The sequence below is a fragment of the Pseudomonas sp. NPDC090755 genome, assembly GCF_044769005.1.
Taxonomy (GTDB): Bacteria; Pseudomonadota; Gammaproteobacteria; order Pseudomonadales; family Pseudomonadaceae; genus Aquipseudomonas.
In genome coordinates, this window is the sequence record NZ_JBIVXC010000009.1 from 91,362 (window position 1) to 114,867 (window position 23,506).

A 23,506-nucleotide genomic window follows, 5' to 3' on the forward strand; every position below is an offset into this window, starting at 1 on the left:
CAACATGAGCGCAGTGATGATCACCGGTGGTTTAGGTTATGTTGGCAGGTACCTGACCAAGAAACTCAGCGAACAAGGCGTCAATGTCATCAGTTATAATCGTGACTACTCGGAAACCAGGACCGAGTTCATGACGCCGGTACAGGGTGAACTGTACGATATCCCCAGGATCGTCAAAACCATCAAGAAATATGACGTCACTCGCGTGATTCATACCGCGGCGATGTCACATCCCGATCTGTCCATAGACCTGCCCATCACCACCGTGGCCGCTAACATCGAGGGCACCATCCATTTGCTTGAGGCAATGCGACTGGCGGGTATCAAGAAATTTGTCAACTTTTCATCCGAAACGGTGTACGGGCATTTCGAGGGTGTTATCAATGAGCAGACACCGCCTTATCCGACAACGCCTTATGGCGTGACCAAACTGGCCACCGAGCATTTTGGCCGGGTTTACAATGAGCTGTATGGCATGGAAGTGATCTCGCTACGGATTGCCGAAGTGTATGGCCCTGAAAATAAAATGCCGCAAATCCTCCGGGATATCCTGAAAGCAGTTCATCGGGGTGAAACCTTCTCCTTGCCTTCTGGCGGCGATCATCGATTCCACTACATCCACGTGGAAGATGTTGTGCGCGCCGTCCTGATGGCGGCTGACACCCGCGACCTGAAGGGAGGGGTATTCAATATCGCCGGTGACCGCTCATGGACGCTGCATCAAGCCATCGACGTCATCCGCAAAATCATTCCCGATGCGCGTATCGAAGTGGGCGATGGCTACTGGCATCTGGATCGGCATGGGGAATGGGACCTGAGTGCTGCCGAGCGAGAGTTGGGCTATCGCGCCCAATGGTCGCTGGAAAAAGGCCTCAGCCATTACTCCGACTGGCTGAAGGATCACGAGTATTGATCGCGGGCGCAGTCGTTGGCAGTTCGATAACGTACAACATCAACTGGTGATCAAGCATGATTGAAAATCCCATTGCCTGGCCAAACGGCGCGCGCTGCGCCGTGGCCTTTACCTTCGATATGGATGCAGACAGCATTCTGCATGTGGCGCACCCCAAGGATTCGGCGGCACGCGTTGCAAGTATTTCGATGCTGCACTACGGGCCGAAAGTGGCGATTCCGAGGATTTTGCAAACCTATCGACAGTTCGATATCAAACAGACGTTCTTCATTCCGGCCTGGTGCATGGAGCAATACCCGCAGGCCATCGAGGCAATCGTCGAAGATGGACACGAAATCGCCCATCACGGCTACATACATGAACATCCAAACGAGCTGAGTCGGGAAGAAGAAGCGTACTGGCTCGACCGCGGGTGCGACACCATCAAGCGATTCACCGGCCAGGCGCCACGGGGGTGGCGCGCGCCGCTGTATAACATGTCGGAGCACTCGGCTGACTTGTTGATCGAGCGCGGCTTCAGTTATGACGCTTCGTTGATGGGGGATGATGTGCCTTATCTGTTGCGCACGCAGGCCGGAACCTTGGTGGAGCTTCCCTCCAGCTGGGCGCTGGATGACTGGCCCCAGTACATGCACAGCATCGATCTTGATTTCCAGATGCCGATCCAGTCGCCGCAACGTGCCGTCGAGGTGTTCAGGGCCGAGTTCGATGCCGCCTGGGAGTATGGCGGACTCTTCGTACCCGTCTGGCATCCATTCCTTTCCGGTCGCTTGTCACGCTGGAATGAAGTGTCGAAGTTGATCGAATACATGATGGCCAAAGGTGATGTCTGGTTTGCCCGGATGGATGAGATTGCCGCGCACGTCCAGCACAGTGTCGCCACGGGTGCCTATGAACCACGGATCGACAGGCTGCCGTATTACCAGGGCATGGTCAAAGCGCATCGATAGTCAGCCTTGAATGCGCGCCAACGCCTGGCCCAGGTCGGCGCGCAGGTCTTCGACATCCTCGACACCCACTGACAACCGCACCAGCGCATCACCTATCCCCAGCTGCGCCCGGGTGGGTGCGGGGATGCTGGCGTGGGTCATGATCGCCGGGTGTTCGATCAGGCTTTCCACCCCGCCCAGGCTCTCGGCCAGGGCGAAGATCTGCACCGCTTCGAGAAAGCGTTTGGCGCCGGCCAGGTCGCTGTTCAGGTCCAGGGAAATCATCCCGCCGAATCCGCGCATCTGCCGCTGCGCCAGTTCGTGCTGCGGGTGCGACGGCAAGCCCGGGTAATAGACGCGCGCCACCTGCGGCTGATGCGCAAGCCATTGCGCCAGCTCCAGCGCGTTGCTGCAGTGGCGCTCCATGCGCAGGGCCAGGGTCTTCACCCCGCGCAGGGTGAGGAATGCGTCGAACGGTCCGGCGATTGCGCCCACCGCGTTCTGCAAAAAGCCCAGGCGCTCGGCCAGTTCTGCATCCTGCCCTACCACCGCAATGCCGCCGATCACATCGGAGTGGCCGTTCAGGTATTTGGTGGTCGAGTGCAGCACGATATCGAAGCCCAGCTCCAACGGACGTTGTACCCAGGGGCTGGCAAAGGTGTTGTCGGCCACGCAGAGGATGCCCCGCTCGCGACAGGTGCGCGCCACGGCGGCCAGGTCAGTCAGGCGCAGCAAGGGATTGCTCGGCGTTTCGACCCAGACCATGCGCGTGTCTGGCTCAAGCGCCGCTTCGAAGGCTGCCAGGTCGGTCAGGTCGACGAAGCTGAAGCGATGCCCGGCGCTGCGCCGGCGCACCCGTTCGAACAGTCGGAAGGTACCGCCATACAGGTCATTGCCGGAGACGATGTGCGCGCCTGCGTCGAGCAGTTCGAGGACGGTGGAGATCGCCGCCAGCCCCGAGGCGAAGGCGAAGGCTCGGGTACCGCCCTCAAGGTCCGCCACGCAGCGTTCCAGGGCCCAGCGCGTGGGATTGTGCGAGCGCCCGTAGTCGAGGCCCTTGTGCACACCGGGGCTCTGCTGCGCATAGGTGGAGTTGGCGTAGATCGGCGGCATCAGCGCCCCGGTGGAGGGGTCCGGTGACTGTCCGGCATGGATCACCCGGGTGGCGAAGCCGCGCGGCGCGCCGGTTTCATCGTGCTGGCTCATGGCAGGGACCTGCGTAAGTGGTTGAGCATGTCGACCCGGGTAATCACGCCGTGAAAGCCCGAAGCGTCTTCGATGATCGCCACCAGCCCACGGTCGAGCTCGGCCTGCAGTTCAGCCAGGCTGGCGCTGGGCGACAGGGTTTCGAGCTTGTCGGTCATGACGCTGGCCACGCTCATATGAAAGTGCGAAGCGTCCTGGTGCACGCCCAGCAGGATATCGGACTCATCGATCACCCCGACCAGCCGCTGTCCATCCGCCAGCACCGGCAGTTGCGACACATCTGCCAGGCGCATGCGCTGGAAGGCGGTGAGCAGGGTGTCGTCCGGGCCCACGCTGATCACCCGGCCATCCTCGAAGCGCCGCGCGATCAGGTCGCGCAGATCGCCGTAGCGCTTGCGCGCCAGCAAGCCCTGATCGGTCATCCACTGGTCGTTGTAGACTTTCGACAGGTAGCGGGTGCCGGTGTCGCAAACGAAGCTGACCACCCGTTTGGGCTCGGTCTGCTCGCGGCAGTAGCGCAGCGCCGCCGCCAGCAAGGTGCCGGTCGAGGAGCCGCCGAGAATGCCTTCGGCGCGCAGCAGTTGGCGGGCATGGTCGAAGCTTTCCTCGTCGCTGATGGAGTAGGCCTGGCGCACGCTGGACAGGTCGGCAATGGACGGAATGAAGTCTTCGCCGATACCTTCGACCGCCCAGGAACCGGGCGTACCGAGGGTACCGCTGCGGCTGTATTCGGCGACCACCGAGCCGACCGGATCAGCCAGGACCATGCCCAGGTCCGGTTGCACGCGGCGAAAGAAGCGGGTCAGCCCGGTCAGCGTGCCGGCCGAGCCGACGCCGACGACGATGGCGTCCACATCATGCTGGGTCTGCGCCCAGATCTCCGGCGCGGTGCTGCTCTCATGGGCCAGCGGGTTGGCCGGGTTGTTGAACTGATCGGCGAAGAAGGCGTCGGGAATCTCCTGCGCCAGCCGTGCTGCCACATCCTGGTAGTAGTCGGGATGGCCCTTGCCGACGTCGGAGCGGGTGATGTGCACCTCGGCGCCCATTGCCTTGAGGTGCAGGACCTTCTCGGTGGACATCTTGTCCGGCACCACCAGCACCACCCGGTAGCCCTTGGCACGGCCGACCAGGGCCAGGCCCAGGCCGGTGTTGCCGGCGGTGGCTTCGACGATGGTGCCACCGGGTCGCAGGCGGCCGTCGCGCTCGGCGGTGTCGATCATCGCCAGGCCGATGCGGTCCTTGATCGAACCGCCGGGGTTTTGCGATTCGAGCTTGAGAAACAGTGTGCACGGACCGGTATCGAAGCGGCTGACACGCACCAGCGGCGTATTGCCGATCAGCTCGAGTACGGCGGGGCGGGTGTCGTTCGGCATGTCGTCACCTCGCGGCGGACATTCGCACTGGATGGACGGCAACCTGTGGCGAAGCGTTGCGGATCGTCGCAGGAAAAGCCTCGTTTCGACCATAGGCCGGGATTGCACCCGCCGCAACCGTCTGCAGCCAGTCGGTTACGTTGTCGACCAAGGGCGACGCGAGCGGGTTCGGTGCCACGGTCACTCGCCATAACCAGGGTCCATGTAGAACGGCACCTTGGCATTTTCTTGCTGTTCATCCCAAAAGGCGCAGGTACGAAAGTCCTTGTGGTCAACGATGTTACGGCTATCAAAGCTGACCATGTACGGCTGACGCTCGCCTTCGTGGGTGAGTACATATTCAAAGCAGGTGCCTGGCTGGGCCTTGCGCGTCCTGGTCATGGCAGGCTCTCCCGCGAGCTGAACGACCTGCTGCCTGCTCATGCCCTTTTCGACGTTCGCCACCAGTGGTTCGTCGCGATAGTTCAAGGGGTTGCCGATACAGCCACTGACCGCCGCCAGCGCTGCGAATGTAATGAAGCTTCGCATTTTCATGACCGATCTCCTGATGCGAATTCGTCGAGGAGAACGCCGATCTCAAGGTTATTACTTGAATTCTAGTCCCTTGGTTCGATGGGCGAGTGGCCCATTGCACCTCGTCGCGACGGTTCCACTCAGCGCCTTGAACATCGCAGCGTTCACTCGGAATCTAAACTTGTCGGTAGGCCCGGGGTTACCGGCTGACCGTGAAAGCGCGAGGCACAGAAACGAGCTGCACCTGTCGAGGTTCAACCTGGCGAGGAGGGTAGACGATGAGCGCATTGCGATTGGGCACGTTGGTACTGGCGGCATGGGTGTCCCTGGTGACGGCTTCGGGTATCGCCCACGCCGAAAGGGTTGCCTTGATCACCGGCGAGCAATGGATGCAGTCGTCGGAGCAGCTCAAGAAGGTCTATCTCATCGGTATCGCCAATGCCTACGAGGTGGAGGCCGCTTACCATGGGGCCAAGCCGCCTTCCGATGAGCACAGCCTGATTCCACGATTCGGCCGGGGCTTGAAGGGGCAAACGCTCGATACCGTGCGTGAAGGGCTCAACCAATGGTACGCCGCCCATCCCGACCGATTGCAACGCCCCGTCATCGAGACCCTCTGGTTCGAGATGGTCGTGCCCGGTCTGAAACAGAACCAGTAGCGGAGGTGAACATGAACAGGTCCCTATTGTTTGCCGCAGCCCTCACGGCGGCGAGTGTGATCGGCTGCACCTCCATGTCCGCTCAGCAGCAGGGCACGGTGAGCGGTGCCGCCATCGGTGCTGCGGCTGGCGCCGGCATTGCCGCGATCTCCGGCGGCAGTGGATGGACGGGCGCTGCGGTCGGTGCCGTCGCCGGCGGGGTTGTCGGCAACATCAGAGGCAGCAGGCAGCAGAAGTAGGCGATGGCTTCCATACTTTCGCAGTGCAGGGTCAGGACGTTACCACCCTCAATGTGAGGATGGCGCAAAAGCCCAGAAGGCACAGTATTCCGATCCCGTAGAACACCGTTCGCCACGGCTGTACGCCCGCAAGATAGGCCAGCGTATGGAGGACTCTGGCGAGGGTGAACAGGATGCTCAGCCAGGCGCTGAGGGTCGCCGGTGTCTCAAGGGCAATGGCCAGTGCGCAGAGGACGAAGAATACGGGGATATTTTCCAGATCGTTCGCCCAGGCCCTTGAGGCGCGGATGACTTCCGGCCGTTCCGCGTCCCGCGCGGGGCGATTGAAAACAGCGGCATCTTCCTGATTCGTAAAGGCCACGAAGCGCAAGCGGAAGTAGCCCTGATAACAGGAGAGCGCGAACATCTTGAGGAACAGGACGACCACGCAGAGCGCGTACACAGGTAAGGCATTGCTCATTCCTGGCGCTCCCCGGCAAAGCCCCTGACTACGAGATACAGCAGCGGGCCCAGCGAAACGAACACGGCCGTCAACAACAGGTAGGGAACCACGGCGATGCGGGAGCCTCCACGGGAGCGGTTGTCCTTCACCATCCAGATGCAGGCAAGCCCGGCCATCAGGTAAAGGTCGACGACTACTTGAGCGGTGTCAGGTCGGGAGATCAGCTCTAGCCCGAAGGCTGCGAGCGACTGATCTGCGATCAGCATCGTCCAGCCGGTATAGAGCGAAAAGAGCACCAGCACTGCCAGCGAGATGAAACGCACACCCATTGTTCTCTCCTTGGTAGGGTTCTGCGCCAGAGTAGTGATAGGGTTGTTCACGCTCAATGACCTGAGAGGTCATGGACGCTGTGTACAAGGACGGTCAGAGTCGAAACATGAATCATCACCTGTTCCATCGTAAGCATCCTGCACCGGGCATCTCGGCGGGCCATCATGTGCGCCACCTGCGCCAGCAAGCTGGGCTTAGCCAGCTCGATCTTTCGCTCTTGGCCGGGGTTTCGCAGCGCCATCTCAGCTGTGTGGAAACAGGCCGTTCCAAGGCAAGTCCCAGTACCCTGCATGCCCTCCTTTCGGCCCTTGGTGCACCGCTGGAGCACTGCAACGAAGCATTTCTCGCGGCCGGGTACGCGCCCCGCTACGCAGCATCAAAGCTCGATGCGCCTTCGTTGGAGATGGTTCACGGCGCAATCGAACACATCCTGCAGGCGAACAACCCGGCTCCTGCAATCGTCATCGCCAGCAACTGGGATGTCACAGCCGCCAATGTCAGTACGGGGTTGCTGTTTGCGATGGTGGGCGTTGCAGTAGACACGGCGTCGGGTCTCAATCTGCTCGAAACACTGCTTAGTCCGGGCGGCCTGGGCGATCACCTGGCCAATGCCGAAGAGATTCGCGCCGTTGCCTGGCAACGCGCCTCCAGGGAGGCAGCCAGCAACCCGGAGCTTGCAATGCGCCTGCGCGACCTGCCTGTCCCGGGCAATCTGCAGCAGGAGCCAGGTTCCATGCCTGTACTGCTGACCCGGGTGAATACCCCGGATGGCGAGTTGAGGTTCCTCTCCACCTTCACCACTTTCGGAATGCCCCTCGATATCACCGTAGAATCACTGCGAATCGAGCACCTGATTCCCGCCGACTCACTGACCCGGCAAAAAATGATGACAGCGTTTGAACAGTGGTCTGCAGCTCACGGCCAATCGTGAATGGCCGCTTCGGGTCGATAGCGGCCCTTCGTGGAGGGCTACTATCGGCCAAAAGTCGTCATTGCGACTCTTACACTGGCGATTGATGATCGATCACCAACAAACGCTCAAATAGCCACGGTAGTTTTAATGGTACGGCCATGGAACACGCCAATCGCTTTAACAACCCCCAGGACAATCAATGTGATGCCCATCGTTTCAAACGCCGTGGGCCACCGGTAGCAGAACAGCAGCCCCAAGCAAGTAGCGAAGACCATCTCCAACGACAGCAACTGGCTTGCCAATGCCATGGGTAGACGTTGGGACGCGAGGGTCCAGGCCCATGCTCCACCAATCGACGCAACGACCGCCAAGACAAAAGCTGGCAAATAGAGGTGGCTGATCGCGCCTTGTCCGAAACCGAGCGTGGGGGCATGGAATAGCTCCATGGCATCACCTACCGGGATGAACATGAGTGTTTGCACGCTGCCACCGGTCATCATCATGGCGGTCCAGGTCCAGGCATTCATGCCGGGCCTTTTCATCAGTGCTTTTTGATTGGCCAGCCCGAACCAGGCCCATAGGGCCACTGCCGCGATTGATGCGCCGACCCCGAGGGCCAGGGTGGTTAATGACTGGTCATCGAACCGGGCAATGCTGTGGCCGTTGACCAAGACCAATCCGACCGCGGCCAGTGCAAAGGGCACTTGTAGCAAACGCCAAGGCATCCCGCCGTGAACATTTGCGCTCACGGCCAGCACAACAGGCACAAGGCCTAAAAAGGCCGGTGCGATGACAGGGCCGGCGTAGGTAGAGGCGATGATGACGGCGATGAAATAGCCCACGTAGCCGATGAATCCAAGCCCGGCGGCCACCAGCCAATCGTTGAGGGTCAGGCGACGCCAGGCTTTGATATTGGCAATCAGGATCAGGGTCCCGATCAGCCCGGCGATGATGAATCGGCAGGCGGCCAAGTCAAATATCGAATACTCGCCAATGACCAGAGGGGCAAGAAAATTCATTGACCATGCCAGGGAGGCCGCTACGGCTGCGCTGATACCTGTGATGGATAAGGTTGAGTCTTTCATCGTCGACCTCCAGAAGGAATGAGTCACCGGGTTCGCACCCTTCTGGACCAGAAAGGAGAAAGAGGCGGGCTAACCCTTCGGAAGGATTCTCAGGGATGGAAAAACAAAAGGGAATTCATTGCTTTTGACCAGAACCTGTTCCATAACGGAACAAAAAAGAGGCACATATGGACAGGTACAGCGATATGGCGATCCTGCTCGCCGTGGTGGATGCCCACGGTTTTTCGCCTGCTGCGCGCAAGTTGAAGATGACCCACTCGGCCATCAGTAAACGGGTTCAGCGACTGGAGGATCGCCTTGGCATACAGTTGCTGTCGCGCACGACGCGAACCCTCTCGTTGACGCAAGCTGGCGAACGGTATGTGCAATTGGCTCGACCGATCCTCGAGGATATTCAGGCGCTGGAAACCGCCGTCGTGCTTGAGTCCGAGGCGCCGAGGGGGACGCTGAAAGTGTCGGCGCCCAATGCCCTCGGCCAGTACCATGTGGTGCCGGCGCTGATTGACTTTATGCGGCTTTATCCGGCTATAAAAATCGATTTGACCCTGACCGACGCCATTATCGATATCAGGCATGAGCGCATTGATGTGGCGATCAGAAGCGGGGTGTTATCCGACCCGAGCCTTGTCGCTCACAGACTGAGCGCCAACGAGCGTCTTGTGTGCGCCTCCCCGTCCTACCTTGAAACATACGGCGTTCCTGCCGAACCTGGCGAACTCGCTGACCATTCCTGCCTGAAACTCAATTTTGAAAGCCGGTTCAACGACTGGGAGTTTCGTACGTCCAGCAGCAAGGCGATTCCCATCGAAGGGGCTTTTACCTGCAATAGCCTCGACGCTATTCGCACGTTGTGCTTGGCCGGTGTAGGCATTGCTCGCTTGCCCAAATACATGGTGGATGAGGATGTGCAGGCCGGGCGGCTGATACCGCTGCTGCATGCGTTTTCAGGTCCGACCACCTCTGGCATTTATGCACTCAGAGCGGCTGGCGATTATGTTCCGGCCCGAACCCGGGTGTTCATCGCCTTTCTTTCAGAGCGCCTGTTTTTTCAAGACCTGCAATGAGATCAAGGCGATCAGCACTGAACACAATACGTTCAGAAGCCACGAGCGTGGAATCAAAGACAACAATATTTCCACTCCCAACGCACTCCGCGCAGGTTGCTGATTAGCGTTGCCAGAAGCGGGGGGCGCTATGGGTCGTTGGCAGCCCTACGTGAGAGGCAGCAATCGGCTGCCACTGCCTCTTCGGTGCTGCCCCGAGCAGTCTCAGCAACTCCATATTTTCCTTGGTTTAGCGAAACTGCTTGTCATGAACTGGATAGCCTCCGTCGCGAGATGTACAAAACCCACGTTCGAACATTTGTATATTCCAGTCCAAAGGGCCGTGGCCTGACAAGAAAATTCAGACTGGAGAAACGAGATGGCCAAAGCTGTTCGCTTTTACGAAACCGGTGGACCCGAAGTGCTTCGTTATGAAGACGTCGAGGTTGGCGAACCGGGGCCAGGGCAGGCTCGCGTTCGACATAGTTACATCGCAGTCAATTTTATCGACATCTACCACCGCACTGGCTATTACCCTGCACAACTGCCGGGCGGCCTGGGTACGGACGCTGTCGGTGTTGTGGAGGCGGTGGGGCCTGGCGTGACCGATATCAGCGTCGGAGATCGGGTCGGTTATTTGATGGGGCCGCAAGGCGCCTATTCCGACGTGCGTGTGATTCCCGCCGAGGTGCTGATTCCGCTGCCTGACGGGATCTCGGATCGCACAGCGTCGACGCTCATCATGAAGGGCATGACGGCTCAATACCTTTTCCGTCAGGTGTATCCATTAAAGGGTGGCGAGACGATTCTGTACCACGCCGCTGCCGGCGGGGTAGGCCTGATTGCGTGCCAGTGGGCGAGGGCGCTTGGGGTAACGATGATCGGCACTGTCAGCAATGACGAAAAGGCGGAAATAGCCAAGGCTAACGGTTGCACGCATACGATCGTTACCTCTCGCGAAAACATCTCGGAGCGTGTGCGTGAACTGACGGACGGACAGGGTGTACCGGTCGTCTATGACTCTGTTGGCAAAGATACATTGCAGGCGTCGCTGGACAGCCTGCAAGTGCGCGGCACCCTCGTCAGCAACGGGACGAGTTCCGGTCCCGTCAATATCGATGCGCTGACACTCGCCCTTAAAGGGTCAATATGGTTCACGCGTCCGGCGATGGTGCATTACATCAAGCCTCGCTCGCACATGCTCTCCATGGCCAAGGAACTGTTCGATCTGGTACTTGCCGGGAAGATTTCGAGCGAGCCCAAACAGATCTTCGCGCTCACCGAGGCCGCCGAAGCACATCGCATGCTGGAGTCGCGAAAGACGGTCGGAGCGACAGTGCTGGTTCCGTGATGTCGTAAGGGAGTCGGCCGCGAAATGCAGCCTCGTACTCAGATCATGCCCGCGTAATGGATAAGAAAGCGGTTTTCTTTTGCGTTACCGCGCAAGGACGCAACTTCCGTATTCGGGCGGTACGACTGAGCAATTTGCGCCGAACTCCAAAGAAGAGTGAGGAGACTTTGCGTAATGCACATAAAACAACAAACCTGTGCGTTGGGCGCCGAACTGGTGGGCGTGAAACTAGCGGATGCAATTCACGATGACGATTTGTTCACCGAGATCCGCGCGGCAATGCTCAAGTATCGTGTCCTGTTTCTGAGGAATCAGGACATCAGCAGCGCAGAACACGTGGCGTTTGCGCGGCGATTCGGTGATCTAGAGGATCACCCGGTCGCGGGCAGTGATCCGGAGTATCCGGGTCTAGTGCGTATTTACAAAACGCCGGATCAACGACCTGACCGGTACGAAAATGCATGGCACTCCGATGCCACCTGGCGGGAAGCACCACCATTCGGTGCTGTGTTGAGGTGTGTTGAATGCCCTCCAATCGGGGGCGATACGATGTGGGCAAACATGGCGCTGGCTTATGAAAATCTGCCGGCCCACATAAAGGAAAAGATTGCCAGCTTAAGAGCTCGCCACAGTATCGAGGCCACCTTTGGTGCATCAATGCCGATGGAAAAGCGTCTGGCACTCAAAGCCCACTATCCGGACGCAGAGCATCCCGTCGTACGAACGCATCCGGAAACAGGCGAGAAGGTGTTGTACGTGAATGTGTTTACCACGCACTTCACCAATTTTCACACTGCCGAACATGTCCGCTATGGGCAGGACGCGAACCCCGGTGGCGGGGAATTGCTGCGCTATCTGATCAGTCAGGCATACATCCCGGAATATCAGGTGCGTTGGCGCTGGGAGCCCAACAGTGTCGCAATCTGGGACAACAGTGCAACGCAGCATTACGCAGTAATGGATTATCCAGCGTGCCATCGAAAGATGGATCGCGCCGGAATCATAGGCAATAAGCCCTATTAGATAGACATTTCTTTCTGTCGACTGACAAAAAACGCTTAAGCCAACAATACGTCCTCGGAGATACCTATGAATTTCATTGACGGTTCGCTGTACCCCGAAAATCAAGAAAAACTGGTCATCACTGTTGCTCCCTATGGTCCTCAGTTCGAGGTCAGTGATTTTCCGGAAGACATTCCGGTCACCATGGACGAGCAAGTACAGAAGGCAGTCGATTGCTATGAAGCAGGTGCCACTGTGCTGCACCTGCATGTGCGCGAATTGGATGGAAAGGGCTCGAAGCGTCTGTCCAAGTTTAACGAGCTGATCGCCGGTGTACGCGAAGCGGTACCGGATATGATTATTCAGGTGGGCGGCTCGATTTCATTTGCGCCGGAGTCGGAAGGCGAGGTCGCCAAATGGCTGTCCGACGACACACGCCACATGCTGGCCGAGCTGACACCGAAGCCGGATCAGGTGACCCTGGCCATCAATTCGAACCAGTTCAACATCATTGAGGCGCTGTTCGAGTCCGATCTTGCCGGTACCTCGTTCGCCGATCCGGCGAAACAGATCGCCTACCGCGAAATGACCATTCCGGCAGGCCCCGGATGGGTCGAAGAACATGTCAAACGCCTGAGCGCGAACGGCATTCAGGTACAGTTCCAGATGGGCAACATCAATTCGCTGGAAACCGTCGAACGCATGATGCGCCGTGGTGTTTGCAACGTGCCTTTGATTCTGACCTGGATTCCCATTGGTGGTGGGGCAGACGCGATGACGCCCTACAACATGACCAACTTCATGCGCGCAGTGCCGGACGGTGCAGTGCTGACATTCGAGGGCCAGATGAACAACGTGCTGCCGCTCAACATGATGGCGATTGCGATGGGGCTGCATGTGCGCTGTGGTATCGAAGACACGATCTGGACACCTGATCGTTCGCGCAAAATGAGCAGCGTGGAGCAGATTGAGCAACTGGTGCGCATCGCCAATGAGTGCGCACGACCGGTTGCCAATGGCAAGGAGGCGCGCGAAATCTACAAGATCGGTAGGTTCTACAAGGACGCGGACGAAACGCTGGCCGCGAATGGTTTCGCACCGAATCGCAAGCCGCATCAATAACGGATCTACTTCACCCAAGACCTGTGCTATCGATGGTCAGCCAGACTGGCCAAGGCAGGGGATGTTGAACGTTCCCTGCCGCTGAACCTGATAACAACAAGACGCATCGACTCAAGGATCTGCCATGGCTTTCCATCACGCCACCGTCGGTGATGGCGCAGACGTCGCTGTCAGCGCCCCCCGTACGTTTGCCTGGGTTGTGTTCGCATTGACCTTTGGCCTTCTGATTTCCGATTACATGTCACGCCAGGTGCTTAACGCGGTTTTCCCGTTGCTCAAGGCTGAGTGGGCTCTGAGTGACGCACAGTTAGGGATGCTCAGCAGTATCGTCTCGGTTATGGTCGGTGTGCTGACCATTCCATTGTCGTTACTTGCAGACCGTTGGGGACGCGTCAAAAGCCTGGTACTGATGGCCATGTTCTGGAGCCTGGCAACACTGGGGTGCGCAATTGCGGAAAACTTCAATCAGATGTTTGTCGCGCGCTTTCTGGTTGGCGCCGGTGAGGCAGCCTATGGCAGTGTCGGTATTGCCGTAGTGTTATCCGTCTTCCCCAAACATATGCGCGCTTCCCTGTCGGGTGCTTTCATGGCCGGCAGTATGTTCGGCTCGGTGCTGGGTATGGCATTGGGTGGCGCCATCGCCGCGCACTTGGGTTGGCGTGCCGCGTTTACCAGCATGGCACTGTTCGGAATGTGCCTGGCGGTGATTTACCTGATTGTTGTGCGTGAGCGGCGCATCGCCGCGCAACGCCAAGACAGTTCGCAGGGCCAGGCCGCAGTTGAGACCATTAAACGCCCTCTGGCCACACTGTTTGCCAGTCGCTCGGTGATCTGTGCTTACATTGGCAATGGCCTCCAGCTTTTTGTCGTTGGCTCAGTACTCGCTTGGTTTCCGAGCTATTTGAATCGTTACTACCACATGAACACCGACAAGGCCGGCATGCTTTCGGCGTTGATCGTCCTGATTGGCGGTGGCGGCATGATTCTGTGTGGCATGTTGAGTGATCGCCTGTGCCGCAATGCTCCAGACCGTAAAATTGCCCTGGCCATCGCCTATTGCCTGATCAGCGGGTTGTTACTGGGAGTGGCTTTCCATTCGCCGCCCGGTGTAGGGCAACTCACCTTGATCAGCATGGGGATGCTGGTTGCCAGTGGCACCTGCGGACCGGCCGGTGCCATGGTGGCTAATCTGACCCATCCTTCGGTGCACGCCACGGCGTTCGCGGTGCTGGCCTTGGCCAACAATATTTTGGGACTTGCACCTGGGCCACTGGTTACCGGCATGCTGGCCGATGCGGTCAACCTGGACCACGCCTTCCAGATCATCCCACTAATGGCCATCGCATCCGCCTTGGTGTTTTGGTACGGCAAACGTCACTACCACCGCGATATCGGAAAGTTGAGATCTCCCGGCTCCACCCCGGTGCTGGGTGCGGTGCGATGAGGTTCGACGTGAATGTTGCTGCACCTGGGCCTTAACCTGACACCTTTTATTTCGGCCGCTTCGTTCCGGCCTCCAGCCTGCACCGAGAGAGACTGATATGATCGACACACCCATTTTTCTGCCCAGCGCCGAGCGTATCGCCAGCACGCGACTGATGGCCTTCATACAATTTGTGCAGTCACGTACCGGGCGTGAATTCACTGACTACGACGCACTATGGCGTTGGTCGGTCGCTGAGATTGAGCAGTTTTGGCCACTGGTTTGGGAGTTCTGCGGCGGAGTCGGTGAACTGGGGAATGTGGTGCTGGAAAACAGTGGGCGGATGCCTGGCGCACATTGGTTCCCGAATGCGCAATTGAACTACGCGCAGTCGTTGCTGGCTCGTCGTGACGACGGTGATGCATTGGTATTCTGGGGCGAGGACAAAGTCCGACGCCGCCTGTCCCGAGGTGAGCTCTATGCCCAGGTTTCTCGCTTTCGCCAGGGCCTGGAAGCCTTGGGAATTGGCAAGGGCGATCGTGTTGTCGCTGTCATGCCGAACATGCCCGAAACCCTGATAGCAATGTTAGCCACCACCTCGCTGGGTGCAGTCTGGTCTTCGGCCTCGCCAGATTTCGGCGTGCAGGGGGTGCTTGACCGTTTCGGGCAAATCGAGCCCAAGTTGCTGCTGTGTGTCGATGGCTATTGGTACAACGGCAAACGCGTTGATTGCCTGGCGAAAAACGCTGAGGTGGCGGCGCAGTTGCCCAACCTCCTGTGTACCGTGGTCGTGTCGTATGTAGAGGATGTGCCAGAGGTGGCCAACATTGTCGGCGGCGTCCACTTCGCCGACTTTATCGAGCCTTACGCGGCCACCGAAATCGCTTTCACTCAAGTGCCCTTTGATCATCCGCTGTTCATCCTTTTTTCCTCAGGAACGACCGGCGTACCCAAATGCATCGTTCATGGGCACGGTGGGTCCTTGCTGCAACATCTGAAGGAACACCAATTACACACCGATGTGCATCCCGATGATCGCTTGTTCTACTTCAGCACTTGCAGCTGGATGATGTGGAACTGGCTGGTGTCCGCCCTGGCATCAGGGGCAACCGTGCTGCTCTACGACGGATCACCGTTTATGGCAGGTCGTGACGGACGTCCTGGCAGTATTCTTTTCGATTACGCCGACGATGAAGGCATGACTCATTTCGGCACGTCGGCCAAGTTTATCGATGCGTTGCTCAAACAGGCGCTTTCGCCACGCCACAGCCATTCGTTGACGGCCTTGCGGGTTTTTCTGTCGACCGGAAGCCCGCTGGCTCCAGAGGGGTTCGATTACGTCTATCGCGAGATCAAGAACGACCTACACCTGGCCTCGGTCGCCGGCGGGACCGACATTCTGTCGGGTTTCGTTGTCGGCGTCCCGATACAGCCTGTGTATCGAGGTGAAATCCAGCGTGCAGGCTTGGGCATGGCAGTGGAGGTTTTCGATGAGCAGGGTGAGTCCATCCGCGAAGTTAAAGGTGAGCTGGTGTGCACGCGGCCGTTCCCTTGCATGCCTGTCGGCTTCTGGAATGACACTGACGGCTCGCGCTACCACGCGGCCTATTTCGCCCGCTTTGCGAACATCTGGTGCCATGGCGATTTTGCCGAGATCAATCGTCGTGGCGGCTTCGCTATCTTTGGACGCTCCGACGCCACCTTGAATCCCGGAGGCGTGCGCATCGGCACTGCGGAGATTTATCGCCAGGTTGAACGATTACCGGAAATTGTCGAATCGTTGGTGATCGGGCAGGAATGGGCGGGCGACACTCGCGTTGTACTGTTCGTGAAGCTGCGTGATGGCCTGCAGTTGGACGATGATCTGGTGGCGCGGGTTAAGCAGCAGGTCCGCAACAACACCACGCCACGCCACGTTCCTGCGAAGGTCCTGCAAGTCGTGGATATACCCCGGACCAAGAGCGGCAAGATTGTCGAGCTGGCGGTTCGTAACGTCGTGCATGGTGAGTCGGTGAAGAACGTCGAGGCACTGGCCAATCCCGAGGCCTTGGAGTACTTCCGGGATCGCCGCGAACTGGCTGTCTGAGGGCTGGAGCCCGAGCTGCTGATCCGTGGGTCAGCAGCAACTTCTATAACTCGTCGTTATTCAAGTGCTGGCGTCGCCAAGTCGCCGGCGCAATGCCGAACTGCGCCGTAAACCAGCGGGTGAACGAGCTGGGCGATGAGTAGCCCAGCAGCCCTGCGACCTGGGCCAAAGAGTAGCGTGGATTTTCCATATAGCGCAGCAATAGGTCTTGCCGTACCTGCTCATGCAGTTCGGAAAAGCTGGCGCCGCTTTCTTCCAGTCTTCGTTGCAAGGTGCGCACATTCATTCCGAGGGATTGGGCCACCTGCCTGATCGTGGCGCGGTCCATGGGTAGCAAAAGGTATATTGCCTGACGTACTTCGTTGAGCGTCGAACCTTTGCTTGCGCCAGAATGTGCTTCGAGAAATTCCCTTGCATAACTCGCCATCACCGGGTCTGCGGTTGGATTGGTGGCATTCAGATCCGATGCAAGACAGACAATGCCGTTGAACTGTTCGTTGAACTCAACATTACAGCCGAAAACTCGACGGTTAACATTTAAATCTTTCGGTGCGGCGTGAGTGAAACTGACACTCAACGGGCGCCAGCTCTTACCCAGAAGTGCGCCACATAGCCGATGCAGCACGCCAATAGCTAGCTCGATGCTCTGCCGCTTTGGCGTAGACGGGTCGACTATGATTTCCTCGCGAATGATCACTATCTTGTCCGTCTCAGTGATGTCCATTGCCAGTGACTCATTGAGCAGATGTCGATATTGCCCAATGGTGTTCAAGGCATCCCGCAAGGTTGGCTGGTGGGTAAGCAGCAGGCTGATTGCACCAAAGTTGGAAAGCTGTCGTGTCTCGGCCATGCGCAAGCCGAAGGTTTCGCAACTACTGGCTTTTGCGGTCGCCTCCAGCAGCATGGCCACTACTGTCATGGGGATACGTAGCTCCGGACTCTTCAGCATCGGCGTGCTCAGTGCGAACTCAGAGAGCAACGGCTGGGGGTTGACACCCAGTTGCGTACACAGTTCGAGGTAGTTCGTCAGGGCCGCGGTACGAGCCATCAGGGCCATTAAGGTTGCCTCATTATTGTTATTTTCACTTGCCTCTACTGCACAGTGCATGGGCGATAGATGTTGTCGTGAAATGGCAAGCGACTGTTCAACATTGATCCCTTTATAGAGGGTTGGGTAGGAAATGAAAACCATCTGGCCGGAATTCCACCCAAGTGATTTGACAAACCTGCCCTGTCACGACTGAGGGCGGAGTATTCATTGAAATCTGTCATCAAAAGGGTAGCAACTGACACTGAATGTACAGCGTAGCGAGCAGGCAAAACCTACTGTGCCTCACCACGGTTCGAAGTGTATGCGGCTTCCGTACTGGCTGTTCATCGGCGAGAGGAAGCTGGGCCAATGCCTGAGAGACAGGAGTGAGAAGAAACACCATGCTGACAACAAAAATAATCAAGCCAGCGCCAGACGCTTATACCTACCCACTGTTGATCAAGCGCTTGCTGCTGTCAGGAGCCCGGTACGAGCCAAATGCGGAGATTGTCTATGCCGACAAATTGCGCTACAGCTATCGGACGCTTATTGAGCGGATACAGCGATTGGCCAATGCCTTGACGGCGGCGGGCGTCAAGGCAGGTGATACCGTAGCGCTGCTCGATTGGGACAGCCATCGCTACCTGGAATGTTTTTTTGCTGTACCAATGATTGGCGCGGTTTTGCACACCGTGAACATCCGTCTTTGCGCAGACCAGGTTCGCTACACCATGAACCACGCCGAAGACGACCTGGTGCTGGTTCATGACGACTTCCTGCCGCTGATCGAGCAGATTCACGGGGGGTTATCGACCGTCAAAGGTTACATTCAACTGACTGACGACGATGCAACCGCTACCGACTTGCCGGTATTGGGAGAGTATGAGCATTTGCTGGTCACGGCCAATGAGAACTACGACTTCCCTGATTTTGATGAAAACTCGGTGGCGACGCTTTTTTACACGACAGGTACCACCGGCAATCCCAAAGGGGTGTATTTCTCACACCGTCAATTGGTGCTGCATACCTTGAATGCCGTCGGCACTTTGAGCGCCTTTCAAGGCCAGCCGCTCCTGCGTTCCGATGACGTCTACATGCCCATTACTCCCATGTTCCATGTGCATGCCTGGGGTGTGCCTTATGTTGCCACTTTGATGGGGGTCAAGCAGGTTTACCCCGGTCGCTACGAGCCCAATCGCCTGACAAGACTCTTCCGTGAAGAGAAGGTTACGTTTTCTCACTGTGTACCGACGATTTTGCAAATGATCCTTGGATGCGAAGAGGCTACCCAGACCGACTTCGCTGGCTGGAAAATGTTACTGGGTGGAAGCGCCATGACCATGGGAATCGCGCAGCAGGCGACCAACCGTGGTATCCACGTGCACAGCGCGTATGGGATGTCTGAAACCTGCCCATTACTCTGTACCACTTACCTTCATGCCCAGGATCTAGAGCAGCCGGCGCAAACCCAGCTTGCCAGTCGCATCAAGACGGGGACGCCAATACCGATGGTCGATCTGGAAATTATCGATGCGGGTGGCAAGACTGTTCCTCATGATGGTGAATCGGTGGGCGAAATTGTGGTGCGTACGCCATGGTTGACCCAAGGTTATTTCAAGGATCAGGAAATGGGTGCAGAGCTGTGGCGCAATGGATGGCTGCATACCGGTGACATGGCCTCGATCGATGCCCGGGGCGTGGTGGAAATCAAGGATCGAATCAAAGATGTAATCAAAACGGGAGGGGAGTGGATCAGTTCGCTGGAGCTGGAAAGCCTGATCAGCGAGCACGCGTCGGTCAGTGCTGTTGCTGTCGTTGGCATCGCCGATGAGCAATGGGGCGAGCGGCCCATGGCTATGGTGGTTTGTGTACCTGGCAAAAACCTCGATCAAGCGCAGCTCGAAACCCATTTACAGCAGTTTGTAGCGTCTGGCCGTATCAACAAATGGGCGATACCCAGACAGTTCAAATTCGTTGCAGATATCCCAAAAACCAGCGTTGGAAAGATCAACAAGAAACTGATCCGAGAATGTGAGTCCAACTGAATTCCTCGGGACTCAGATCATCCCGGAAGCGGATGTATCGCCCTCCTGGGATTCTTCGAGGTGGACTGCGAATATGCATTGAGTCGTCCGGAAATGTAATTGTGCGCCCACCAATGACTGCATTTGGCCGAAGGCATCGCTTGGTGACCATCCGCTATGGGTCGCAAACGGCCACTCACGAAAGCTGGCGGCCAATCGCGTCTTTTGAGCTGTGCCCCGTCCTGAATATCACGCCAATGTTTTCGTATAAAACCTGGCGTGTACGGCCAATGAGTTTTTTAATCATATAAAGGAGCGCAGAATGAGTAGTCTGGCGTTCGAATGACGTGCCGCAGGCGGCTAGCGTGTTGTCATTTCGGGCACCACGGGTAAAGACTTCCTCGGGGACGATGAGCGCGCTTGCCGTTGACGGCAAAGGCCTGGAGAGGCGTTTTGAAACCATTCCCGCTCAGACCTGGCGCCTCTTTGGACATGTTCCTCCAAGCGTGTCTGCCTCGCCGTGACGCTGTTCCGCCAACCTTGACGGAAAAAGCTGTCATCCCGGGGATTCCCAATGCTCGCTACAGGCTGGACCATGACCTGACGCCTTTCATTGAGGATGCGGTTCAGTCCAACAAACGTGAGAGCGAGGTTCTCGCCAAGGCCGGGAAGCCGAACCATATCCTCCCGCTGGCAAATATGCTTGCGGTTTCCGGTGGCGGCGATGCGGGTGCATTTGCAGCGGGACTGATTGCTGGATGGACAACGCATGAGACTCGTCCCATGTTCAAGGTCGTCACAGGCATTAGCGCGGGTGCCTTGGTCGCCCCGTTCGCTTATCTGGGGGCCGAGTACGACGGCGTGATTCGGTATGTCTCCAACGCAATCGGTCCGAAAGACATTTTTCATTCGCGAAGCGTATTAACCCGTCTTGCCAGCGACGGTATAGCGGACAGCAAACCACTGTCGCGGCTCATCGCAAAATACGTCACAGCACAGATTCTTGCGGCGATCGCGACGGAGTACGCCAAAGGACGAATTCTGCTGATCGGCACAACTGACCTTGATTCGGGGCGGCCGGTCACCTGGAACATGGGCGCGATTGCTTCCAGCCAGGCACCGGGAGCACTCGACCTCTTTCGCAACATCATGCTCGCTTCAATGAGTATTCCAGGTGCTGTTTCACCCGTCATGATCGATGTGGACGTTGACGGCAAACAGTTTCAGGAAATGCATGTGGACGGGGGCGTCATCACTCAAGTGTTTCTTTACCCCCCCAGCACGGTGATGGCGCTGAGCAAAGCCACCGGAGTGCCTTTGCGACTCGACCGTCGTTTTTATGTCATTCGTAACGGGACACTGGAGCCGCAGTGGTCCGGGACCAAGCGCCGAACATTGAACATCGGCGGTCGAGCCATCAGTGCCCTGATTCAGACTCAGGGAATCAGCGACCTGGAGCGTATCTACCGCATGGCGCAACAGGATGGAGCGGATTTCAATCTTGCGTACATTGGCTCAGACTTTGATTGTGCGCACGATCGGAAATTCGATGGCGAATACATGAAGCGTTTATTCGATTACGCCTTTAAGCTCAGCGCAAAGGGCTATCCGTGGCATAAATCACCGCACTTGGAAAACACCAGGCGATGAAAAAATTGCTTAAAGATTGAGGCGGTCGGGTGCATTGGTCAGTTGAGTCCACCGTCAATAGTCGTCCTTCTCGGCAGGCAACAATCGGCCAATAGCTGTCGGTAAGAATTGGCTGTTTTCGACCGAAATAGATCGCTTGCGAAGGATCAATGCGCGCGAAGTAAGTATTGATTTCAATTATATTTAATCTTCATCTTTATGAGGAGGGTGTGGGGGCTTACCCTTGGCCCTCTGGAGAACAAGCACGATTGGCCGAATGCATAGCGACCATAACATCTAGAACCCGCTGGTTACTGTGACCAAAAACATCCTTAACATCCGGAAGGATATCCTCTAATTCAGTGAGCACTTCTAAGTGCAAGCCCGGTGCATATATCGCTTCAGCCCATAATTGACGAGCTATAATGGTGGGTTCATGCTTCTGTTCAAGATGACGAAGTGCCACGGATCTAGCCCTCCGAGGCAAAATTTCGAACATTCGATCATTTTCAATAGCATGGTTTATTCCGCTTAGGATAAGCCCCGAAACATATCAAGCTGCAAACTGCGGAAATACATCAGTATCAGAGATCATTGAATAGTCATGGGTGCCTGAGGTGTTTAATTCACCCTCTTTGCTTAGAAATGCCTGAATTACTTAAATTTCAACAAACTTATAAAATTTATCAATATCGTGCTCGTCCATTAGAAAAGCCAGGCGAGCATATCGCAAAAATTTATTTAGTGCAGTTTCAGGGTCGTACAAGACCTGATCCAAGTAATAGCCAGCCAGCTGCGTCATAGGCACCTTGGTGTAGCGGGCAGCATGTTCAAGTTTTTTCTCAAGACCCAGAGCCAAAGCATGGGAGGTCAAAGACTTAGGCCAGGTTCTAGGGTCTAAGCGTCGAAATGCTTCAACACGCAAATTTGCCCTATCAAGCATTTTTTTGCGTAGATATTAATGTTTGTATGTGTCCGCCCTTCATGGCTTTTAGCTTTTTATTATCAATGCTTTTCTGTACCCTCAGATCCACATCAAAATACCGCAGGCAACACTGATTATCCCCAGTCAGGCCGAGAAGGTATTTACATCTAAAAGCCAAGATAAAGTTTTCGGGGGTGTTGTTAATGTATCCTCCGCCATTGCAATGGCGACTGTGCTACTATCATGCTTTGCCATCAAACAACGGACCGAGCAGCACTTGTGCCCATCGCGCCGCAATAATATCCGTTCCATCTTGCACGCAGAACCAAAGGGTACACTGCCCTTGATCATCAGCTATGGTCATTAAATCACCACCACGTCCTACCCTCGGCAGGTTCGGCCCAAGTCGACCAGGATCGGTGACCACCGTTGGGGTAAACGCAGTATGCTCCGCAATTCGAGGTCCTTTCGCTGGAACTAGTTGTATCTGCGCGGAGTGTTCGGACTGGAATACACCTCCGCGACCTTCGGAGCCGACGCCCTTTACTCCGTGCTTCCCCATCCCATAGACGCCGGTTTCGCCGGTCTCGGAGAAGGGCGGAGTTGCGGCGTCACTTGCGATCCCAATAACCCCCGCTCCGTACTCGAACCTCTGCGAGTCACGCGGATCGAACCCGCTGCCGCCTCTGCCGACCACCCCAGGACCCACGACGCCACGGCTACCACCGAACCCGCTACCGCTGCTGCCGAAGCCTTCGACGCCGGCACCCTTAGTACCAGCTCCGGTGATTCCGGTTCCGCCGACACCATACACGCCGACATCACCTCGGCCGCCGGGAGCGATCTGCAACAATCCATCCGTCCCCCCTGCGAACCCGATGACGCCGGGAGCAGGCGTCCGATCACCTTGTCCGTCGAGGGGAAAAGATTCGCCGCCGCGGCCCATGACACCGGCCCCTGGCGCACGAGGTCCGTGAACTGTTCCTCTCGCAGATCGCATCTCGGCCTCCGCTCCTTGGCCGAAGACTCCAACGCTACCAATAATATCTTCTTGGTTCTTCAGTCGAGCACGACCGCCACCTATCCCGATAATGCCGGTTCCGTGCAGCTGGCGTTGCGAATTGTCTTCATCAGGCATTCTGCCGCCTTGCCCAATTACGCCCGCCTTGGGTATGTGCGAACGTAAGCCACCAATGCCTTCCACACCGGGTCCTCCGATTCCGTGTCCCACGAGCCCGGTTTCTCCCCTGCCTTCCACCCCAGGGTGAT

Annotated in this window: 21 protein-coding genes; 13 read left to right on the forward strand and 8 right to left on the reverse strand. The window is 57.2% G+C overall.

Annotated elements, in window-relative coordinates:
* Positions 1 to 4: 4 nt before the first annotated feature.
* Both ACIQUS_RS15095 and ACIQUS_RS15100 read left to right on the forward strand, forming a co-directional pair.
* Positions 5 to 913: an NAD-dependent epimerase/dehydratase family protein gene (locus tag ACIQUS_RS15095; RefSeq protein ID WP_403048132.1), complete on the forward strand. Its 909-nt coding sequence runs from the start codon at positions 5 to 7 to the stop codon at positions 911 to 913.
* Between the two features lie 56 nt (positions 914 to 969).
* A complete protein-coding gene (locus ACIQUS_RS15100; RefSeq protein ID WP_403048133.1) occupies positions 970 to 1,863 on the forward strand; it encodes a polysaccharide deacetylase in 894 nt (297 codons plus the stop codon).
* On the opposite strand, the gene ACIQUS_RS15105 is transcribed toward ACIQUS_RS15100, so the two are convergent.
* The 3 genes from ACIQUS_RS15105 to osmE all read right to left on the reverse strand — a co-directional run bounded on the left by ACIQUS_RS15105 (position 1,864) and on the right by osmE (position 4,955).
* The gene (locus ACIQUS_RS15105) at positions 1,864 to 3,048 is read right to left on the reverse strand and encodes a cystathionine gamma-synthase (RefSeq protein WP_403048134.1); all 1,185 of its coding nucleotides are present in this window, start codon (positions 3,046 to 3,048) and stop codon (positions 1,864 to 1,866) included.
* Positions 3,045 to 4,421: a pyridoxal-phosphate dependent enzyme gene (locus tag ACIQUS_RS15110; protein WP_403048135.1), complete on the reverse strand. Its 1,377-nt coding sequence runs from the start codon at positions 4,419 to 4,421 to the stop codon at positions 3,045 to 3,047. Before ACIQUS_RS15110 ends, ACIQUS_RS15105 begins: the two co-directional genes overlap by 4 nt.
* A 180-nt stretch (positions 4,422 to 4,601) precedes the next feature.
* On the reverse strand, positions 4,602 to 4,955 hold the full coding sequence (gene osmE, locus ACIQUS_RS15115) for an osmotically-inducible lipoprotein OsmE (RefSeq protein WP_403048136.1): 354 nt from the start codon (positions 4,953 to 4,955) through the stop codon (positions 4,602 to 4,604).
* 257 nt (positions 4,956 to 5,212) lie between these two features.
* Here osmE and ACIQUS_RS15120 point away from each other — a divergent pair, with 257 nt between their 5' ends.
* Together ACIQUS_RS15120 and ACIQUS_RS15125 are read left to right on the forward strand one after the other, a co-directional pair.
* Entirely contained in the window at positions 5,213 to 5,593 is a 381-nt protein-coding gene (locus ACIQUS_RS15120) for a hypothetical protein (RefSeq protein ID WP_403048137.1), read from the forward strand.
* A gap of 11 nt (positions 5,594 to 5,604) precedes the next feature.
* The gene (locus tag ACIQUS_RS15125; protein ID WP_403048138.1) at positions 5,605 to 5,832 is read left to right on the forward strand and encodes a YMGG-like glycine zipper-containing protein; all 228 of its coding nucleotides are present in this window, start codon (positions 5,605 to 5,607) and stop codon (positions 5,830 to 5,832) included.
* A 31-nt stretch (positions 5,833 to 5,863) separates the two neighbouring features.
* Here ACIQUS_RS15125 and ACIQUS_RS15130 read toward each other — a convergent pair whose 3' ends face one another.
* Both ACIQUS_RS15130 and ACIQUS_RS15135 read right to left on the reverse strand, forming a co-directional pair.
* Positions 5,864 to 6,292: an MAPEG family protein gene (locus tag ACIQUS_RS15130; RefSeq protein WP_403048139.1), complete on the reverse strand. Its 429-nt coding sequence runs from the start codon at positions 6,290 to 6,292 to the stop codon at positions 5,864 to 5,866.
* On the reverse strand, positions 6,289 to 6,603 hold the full coding sequence (locus ACIQUS_RS15135; RefSeq protein WP_403048140.1) for a DUF2834 domain-containing protein: 315 nt from the start codon (positions 6,601 to 6,603) through the stop codon (positions 6,289 to 6,291). Before ACIQUS_RS15135 ends, ACIQUS_RS15130 begins: the two co-directional genes overlap by 4 nt.
* A gap of 107 nt (positions 6,604 to 6,710) precedes the next feature.
* On the opposite strand from ACIQUS_RS15135, the gene ACIQUS_RS15140 reads away from it, so the two are divergent.
* Positions 6,711 to 7,535: a helix-turn-helix domain-containing protein gene (locus ACIQUS_RS15140; RefSeq protein ID WP_403048141.1), complete on the forward strand. Its 825-nt coding sequence runs from the start codon at positions 6,711 to 6,713 to the stop codon at positions 7,533 to 7,535.
* Between the two features lie 107 nt (positions 7,536 to 7,642).
* On the opposite strand, the gene ACIQUS_RS15145 is transcribed toward ACIQUS_RS15140, so the two are convergent.
* Positions 7,643 to 8,602: a DMT family transporter gene (locus tag ACIQUS_RS15145; protein WP_403048142.1), complete on the reverse strand. Its 960-nt coding sequence runs from the start codon at positions 8,600 to 8,602 to the stop codon at positions 7,643 to 7,645.
* A gap of 185 nt (positions 8,603 to 8,787) precedes the next feature.
* On the opposite strand from ACIQUS_RS15145, the gene ACIQUS_RS15150 reads away from it, so the two are divergent.
* The 6 genes from ACIQUS_RS15150 to ACIQUS_RS15175 all read left to right on the forward strand — a co-directional run bounded on the left by ACIQUS_RS15150 (position 8,788) and on the right by ACIQUS_RS15175 (position 16,629).
* Positions 8,788 to 9,666 (forward strand): LysR family transcriptional regulator, encoded by an 879-nt coding sequence (locus ACIQUS_RS15150; RefSeq protein WP_403048143.1) that lies wholly within the window; start codon positions 8,788 to 8,790, stop codon positions 9,664 to 9,666.
* Positions 9,667 to 10,024: 358 nt separating this feature from the next.
* Positions 10,025 to 10,996: a quinone oxidoreductase family protein gene (locus ACIQUS_RS15155; RefSeq protein ID WP_403048144.1), complete on the forward strand. Its 972-nt coding sequence runs from the start codon at positions 10,025 to 10,027 to the stop codon at positions 10,994 to 10,996.
* A gap of 174 nt (positions 10,997 to 11,170) precedes the next feature.
* The gene (locus tag ACIQUS_RS15160) at positions 11,171 to 12,019 is read left to right on the forward strand and encodes a TauD/TfdA dioxygenase family protein (protein WP_403048145.1); all 849 of its coding nucleotides are present in this window, start codon (positions 11,171 to 11,173) and stop codon (positions 12,017 to 12,019) included.
* Positions 12,020 to 12,085: 66 nt separating this feature from the next.
* Positions 12,086 to 13,120 carry a 3-keto-5-aminohexanoate cleavage protein gene (locus ACIQUS_RS15165; RefSeq protein WP_403048146.1) on the forward strand — a complete coding sequence of 345 codons (1,035 nt, stop codon included), beginning with the start codon at positions 12,086 to 12,088 and terminating at the stop codon, positions 13,118 to 13,120.
* Positions 13,121 to 13,244: 124 nt separating this feature from the next.
* Positions 13,245 to 14,564, forward strand: coding sequence for an MFS transporter (locus ACIQUS_RS15170; RefSeq protein ID WP_403048147.1), 1,320 nt, complete (start codon positions 13,245 to 13,247; stop codon positions 14,562 to 14,564).
* A gap of 97 nt (positions 14,565 to 14,661) precedes the next feature.
* On the forward strand, positions 14,662 to 16,629 hold the full coding sequence (locus ACIQUS_RS15175) for an acetoacetate--CoA ligase (RefSeq protein WP_403048148.1): 1,968 nt from the start codon (positions 14,662 to 14,664) through the stop codon (positions 16,627 to 16,629).
* Between the two features lie 43 nt (positions 16,630 to 16,672).
* Here ACIQUS_RS15175 and ACIQUS_RS15180 read toward each other — a convergent pair whose 3' ends face one another.
* Positions 16,673 to 17,821 carry an AraC family transcriptional regulator gene (locus ACIQUS_RS15180; RefSeq protein ID WP_403048149.1) on the reverse strand — a complete coding sequence of 383 codons (1,149 nt, stop codon included), beginning with the start codon at positions 17,819 to 17,821 and terminating at the stop codon, positions 16,673 to 16,675.
* Positions 17,822 to 18,060: 239 nt separating this feature from the next.
* Between ACIQUS_RS15180 and ACIQUS_RS15185 the strand changes: the two genes are divergently transcribed.
* Together ACIQUS_RS15185 and ACIQUS_RS15190 are read left to right on the forward strand one after the other, a co-directional pair.
* Positions 18,061 to 19,704 carry a fatty acid--CoA ligase gene (locus ACIQUS_RS15185; protein WP_403048150.1) on the forward strand — a complete coding sequence of 548 codons (1,644 nt, stop codon included), beginning with the start codon at positions 18,061 to 18,063 and terminating at the stop codon, positions 19,702 to 19,704.
* Positions 19,705 to 20,136: 432 nt separating this feature from the next.
* Positions 20,137 to 21,333, forward strand: coding sequence for a patatin-like phospholipase family protein (locus tag ACIQUS_RS15190; protein ID WP_403048151.1), 1,197 nt, complete (start codon positions 20,137 to 20,139; stop codon positions 21,331 to 21,333).
* 637 nt (positions 21,334 to 21,970) lie between these two features.
* Here ACIQUS_RS15190 and ACIQUS_RS15195 read toward each other — a convergent pair.
* A complete protein-coding gene (locus ACIQUS_RS15195) occupies positions 21,971 to 22,237 on the reverse strand; it encodes a hypothetical protein (protein ID WP_403048152.1) in 267 nt (88 codons plus the stop codon).
* Positions 22,238 to 23,506: the final 1,269 nt, after the last annotated feature.

Bases quoted from the DNA above. Each gene is read 5' to 3' on its own strand.
- ACIQUS_RS15095 (WP_403048132.1), top strand. From the start codon at position 5: ATGAGCGCAGTGATGATCACCGGTGGTTTAGGTTATGTTGGCAGGTAC.
- ACIQUS_RS15100 (WP_403048133.1), top strand. From the start codon at position 970: ATGATTGAAAATCCCATTGCCTGGCCAAACGGCGCGCGCTGCGCCGTG.
- ACIQUS_RS15105 (WP_403048134.1), bottom strand. From the start codon at position 3,048: ATGAGCCAGCACGATGAAACCGGCGCGCCGCGCGGCTTCGCCACCCGG.
- ACIQUS_RS15110 (WP_403048135.1), bottom strand. From the start codon at position 4,421: ATGCCGAACGACACCCGCCCCGCCGTACTCGAGCTGATCGGCAATACG.
- osmE (WP_403048136.1), bottom strand. From the start codon at position 4,955: ATGAAAATGCGAAGCTTCATTACATTCGCAGCGCTGGCGGCGGTCAGT.
- ACIQUS_RS15120 (WP_403048137.1), top strand. From the start codon at position 5,213: ATGAGCGCATTGCGATTGGGCACGTTGGTACTGGCGGCATGGGTGTCC.
- ACIQUS_RS15125 (WP_403048138.1), top strand. From the start codon at position 5,605: ATGAACAGGTCCCTATTGTTTGCCGCAGCCCTCACGGCGGCGAGTGTG.
- ACIQUS_RS15130 (WP_403048139.1), bottom strand. From the start codon at position 6,292: ATGAGCAATGCCTTACCTGTGTACGCGCTCTGCGTGGTCGTCCTGTTC.
- ACIQUS_RS15135 (WP_403048140.1), bottom strand. From the start codon at position 6,603: ATGGGTGTGCGTTTCATCTCGCTGGCAGTGCTGGTGCTCTTTTCGCTC.
- ACIQUS_RS15140 (WP_403048141.1), top strand. From the start codon at position 6,711: ATGAATCATCACCTGTTCCATCGTAAGCATCCTGCACCGGGCATCTCG.
- ACIQUS_RS15145 (WP_403048142.1), bottom strand. From the start codon at position 8,602: ATGAAAGACTCAACCTTATCCATCACAGGTATCAGCGCAGCCGTAGCG.
- ACIQUS_RS15150 (WP_403048143.1), top strand. From the start codon at position 8,788: ATGGCGATCCTGCTCGCCGTGGTGGATGCCCACGGTTTTTCGCCTGCT.
- ACIQUS_RS15155 (WP_403048144.1), top strand. From the start codon at position 10,025: ATGGCCAAAGCTGTTCGCTTTTACGAAACCGGTGGACCCGAAGTGCTT.
- ACIQUS_RS15160 (WP_403048145.1), top strand. From the start codon at position 11,171: ATGCACATAAAACAACAAACCTGTGCGTTGGGCGCCGAACTGGTGGGC.
- ACIQUS_RS15165 (WP_403048146.1), top strand. From the start codon at position 12,086: ATGAATTTCATTGACGGTTCGCTGTACCCCGAAAATCAAGAAAAACTG.
- ACIQUS_RS15170 (WP_403048147.1), top strand. From the start codon at position 13,245: ATGGCTTTCCATCACGCCACCGTCGGTGATGGCGCAGACGTCGCTGTC.
- ACIQUS_RS15175 (WP_403048148.1), top strand. From the start codon at position 14,662: ATGATCGACACACCCATTTTTCTGCCCAGCGCCGAGCGTATCGCCAGC.
- ACIQUS_RS15180 (WP_403048149.1), bottom strand. From the start codon at position 17,821: ATGGTTTTCATTTCCTACCCAACCCTCTATAAAGGGATCAATGTTGAA.
- ACIQUS_RS15185 (WP_403048150.1), top strand. From the start codon at position 18,061: ATGCTGACAACAAAAATAATCAAGCCAGCGCCAGACGCTTATACCTAC.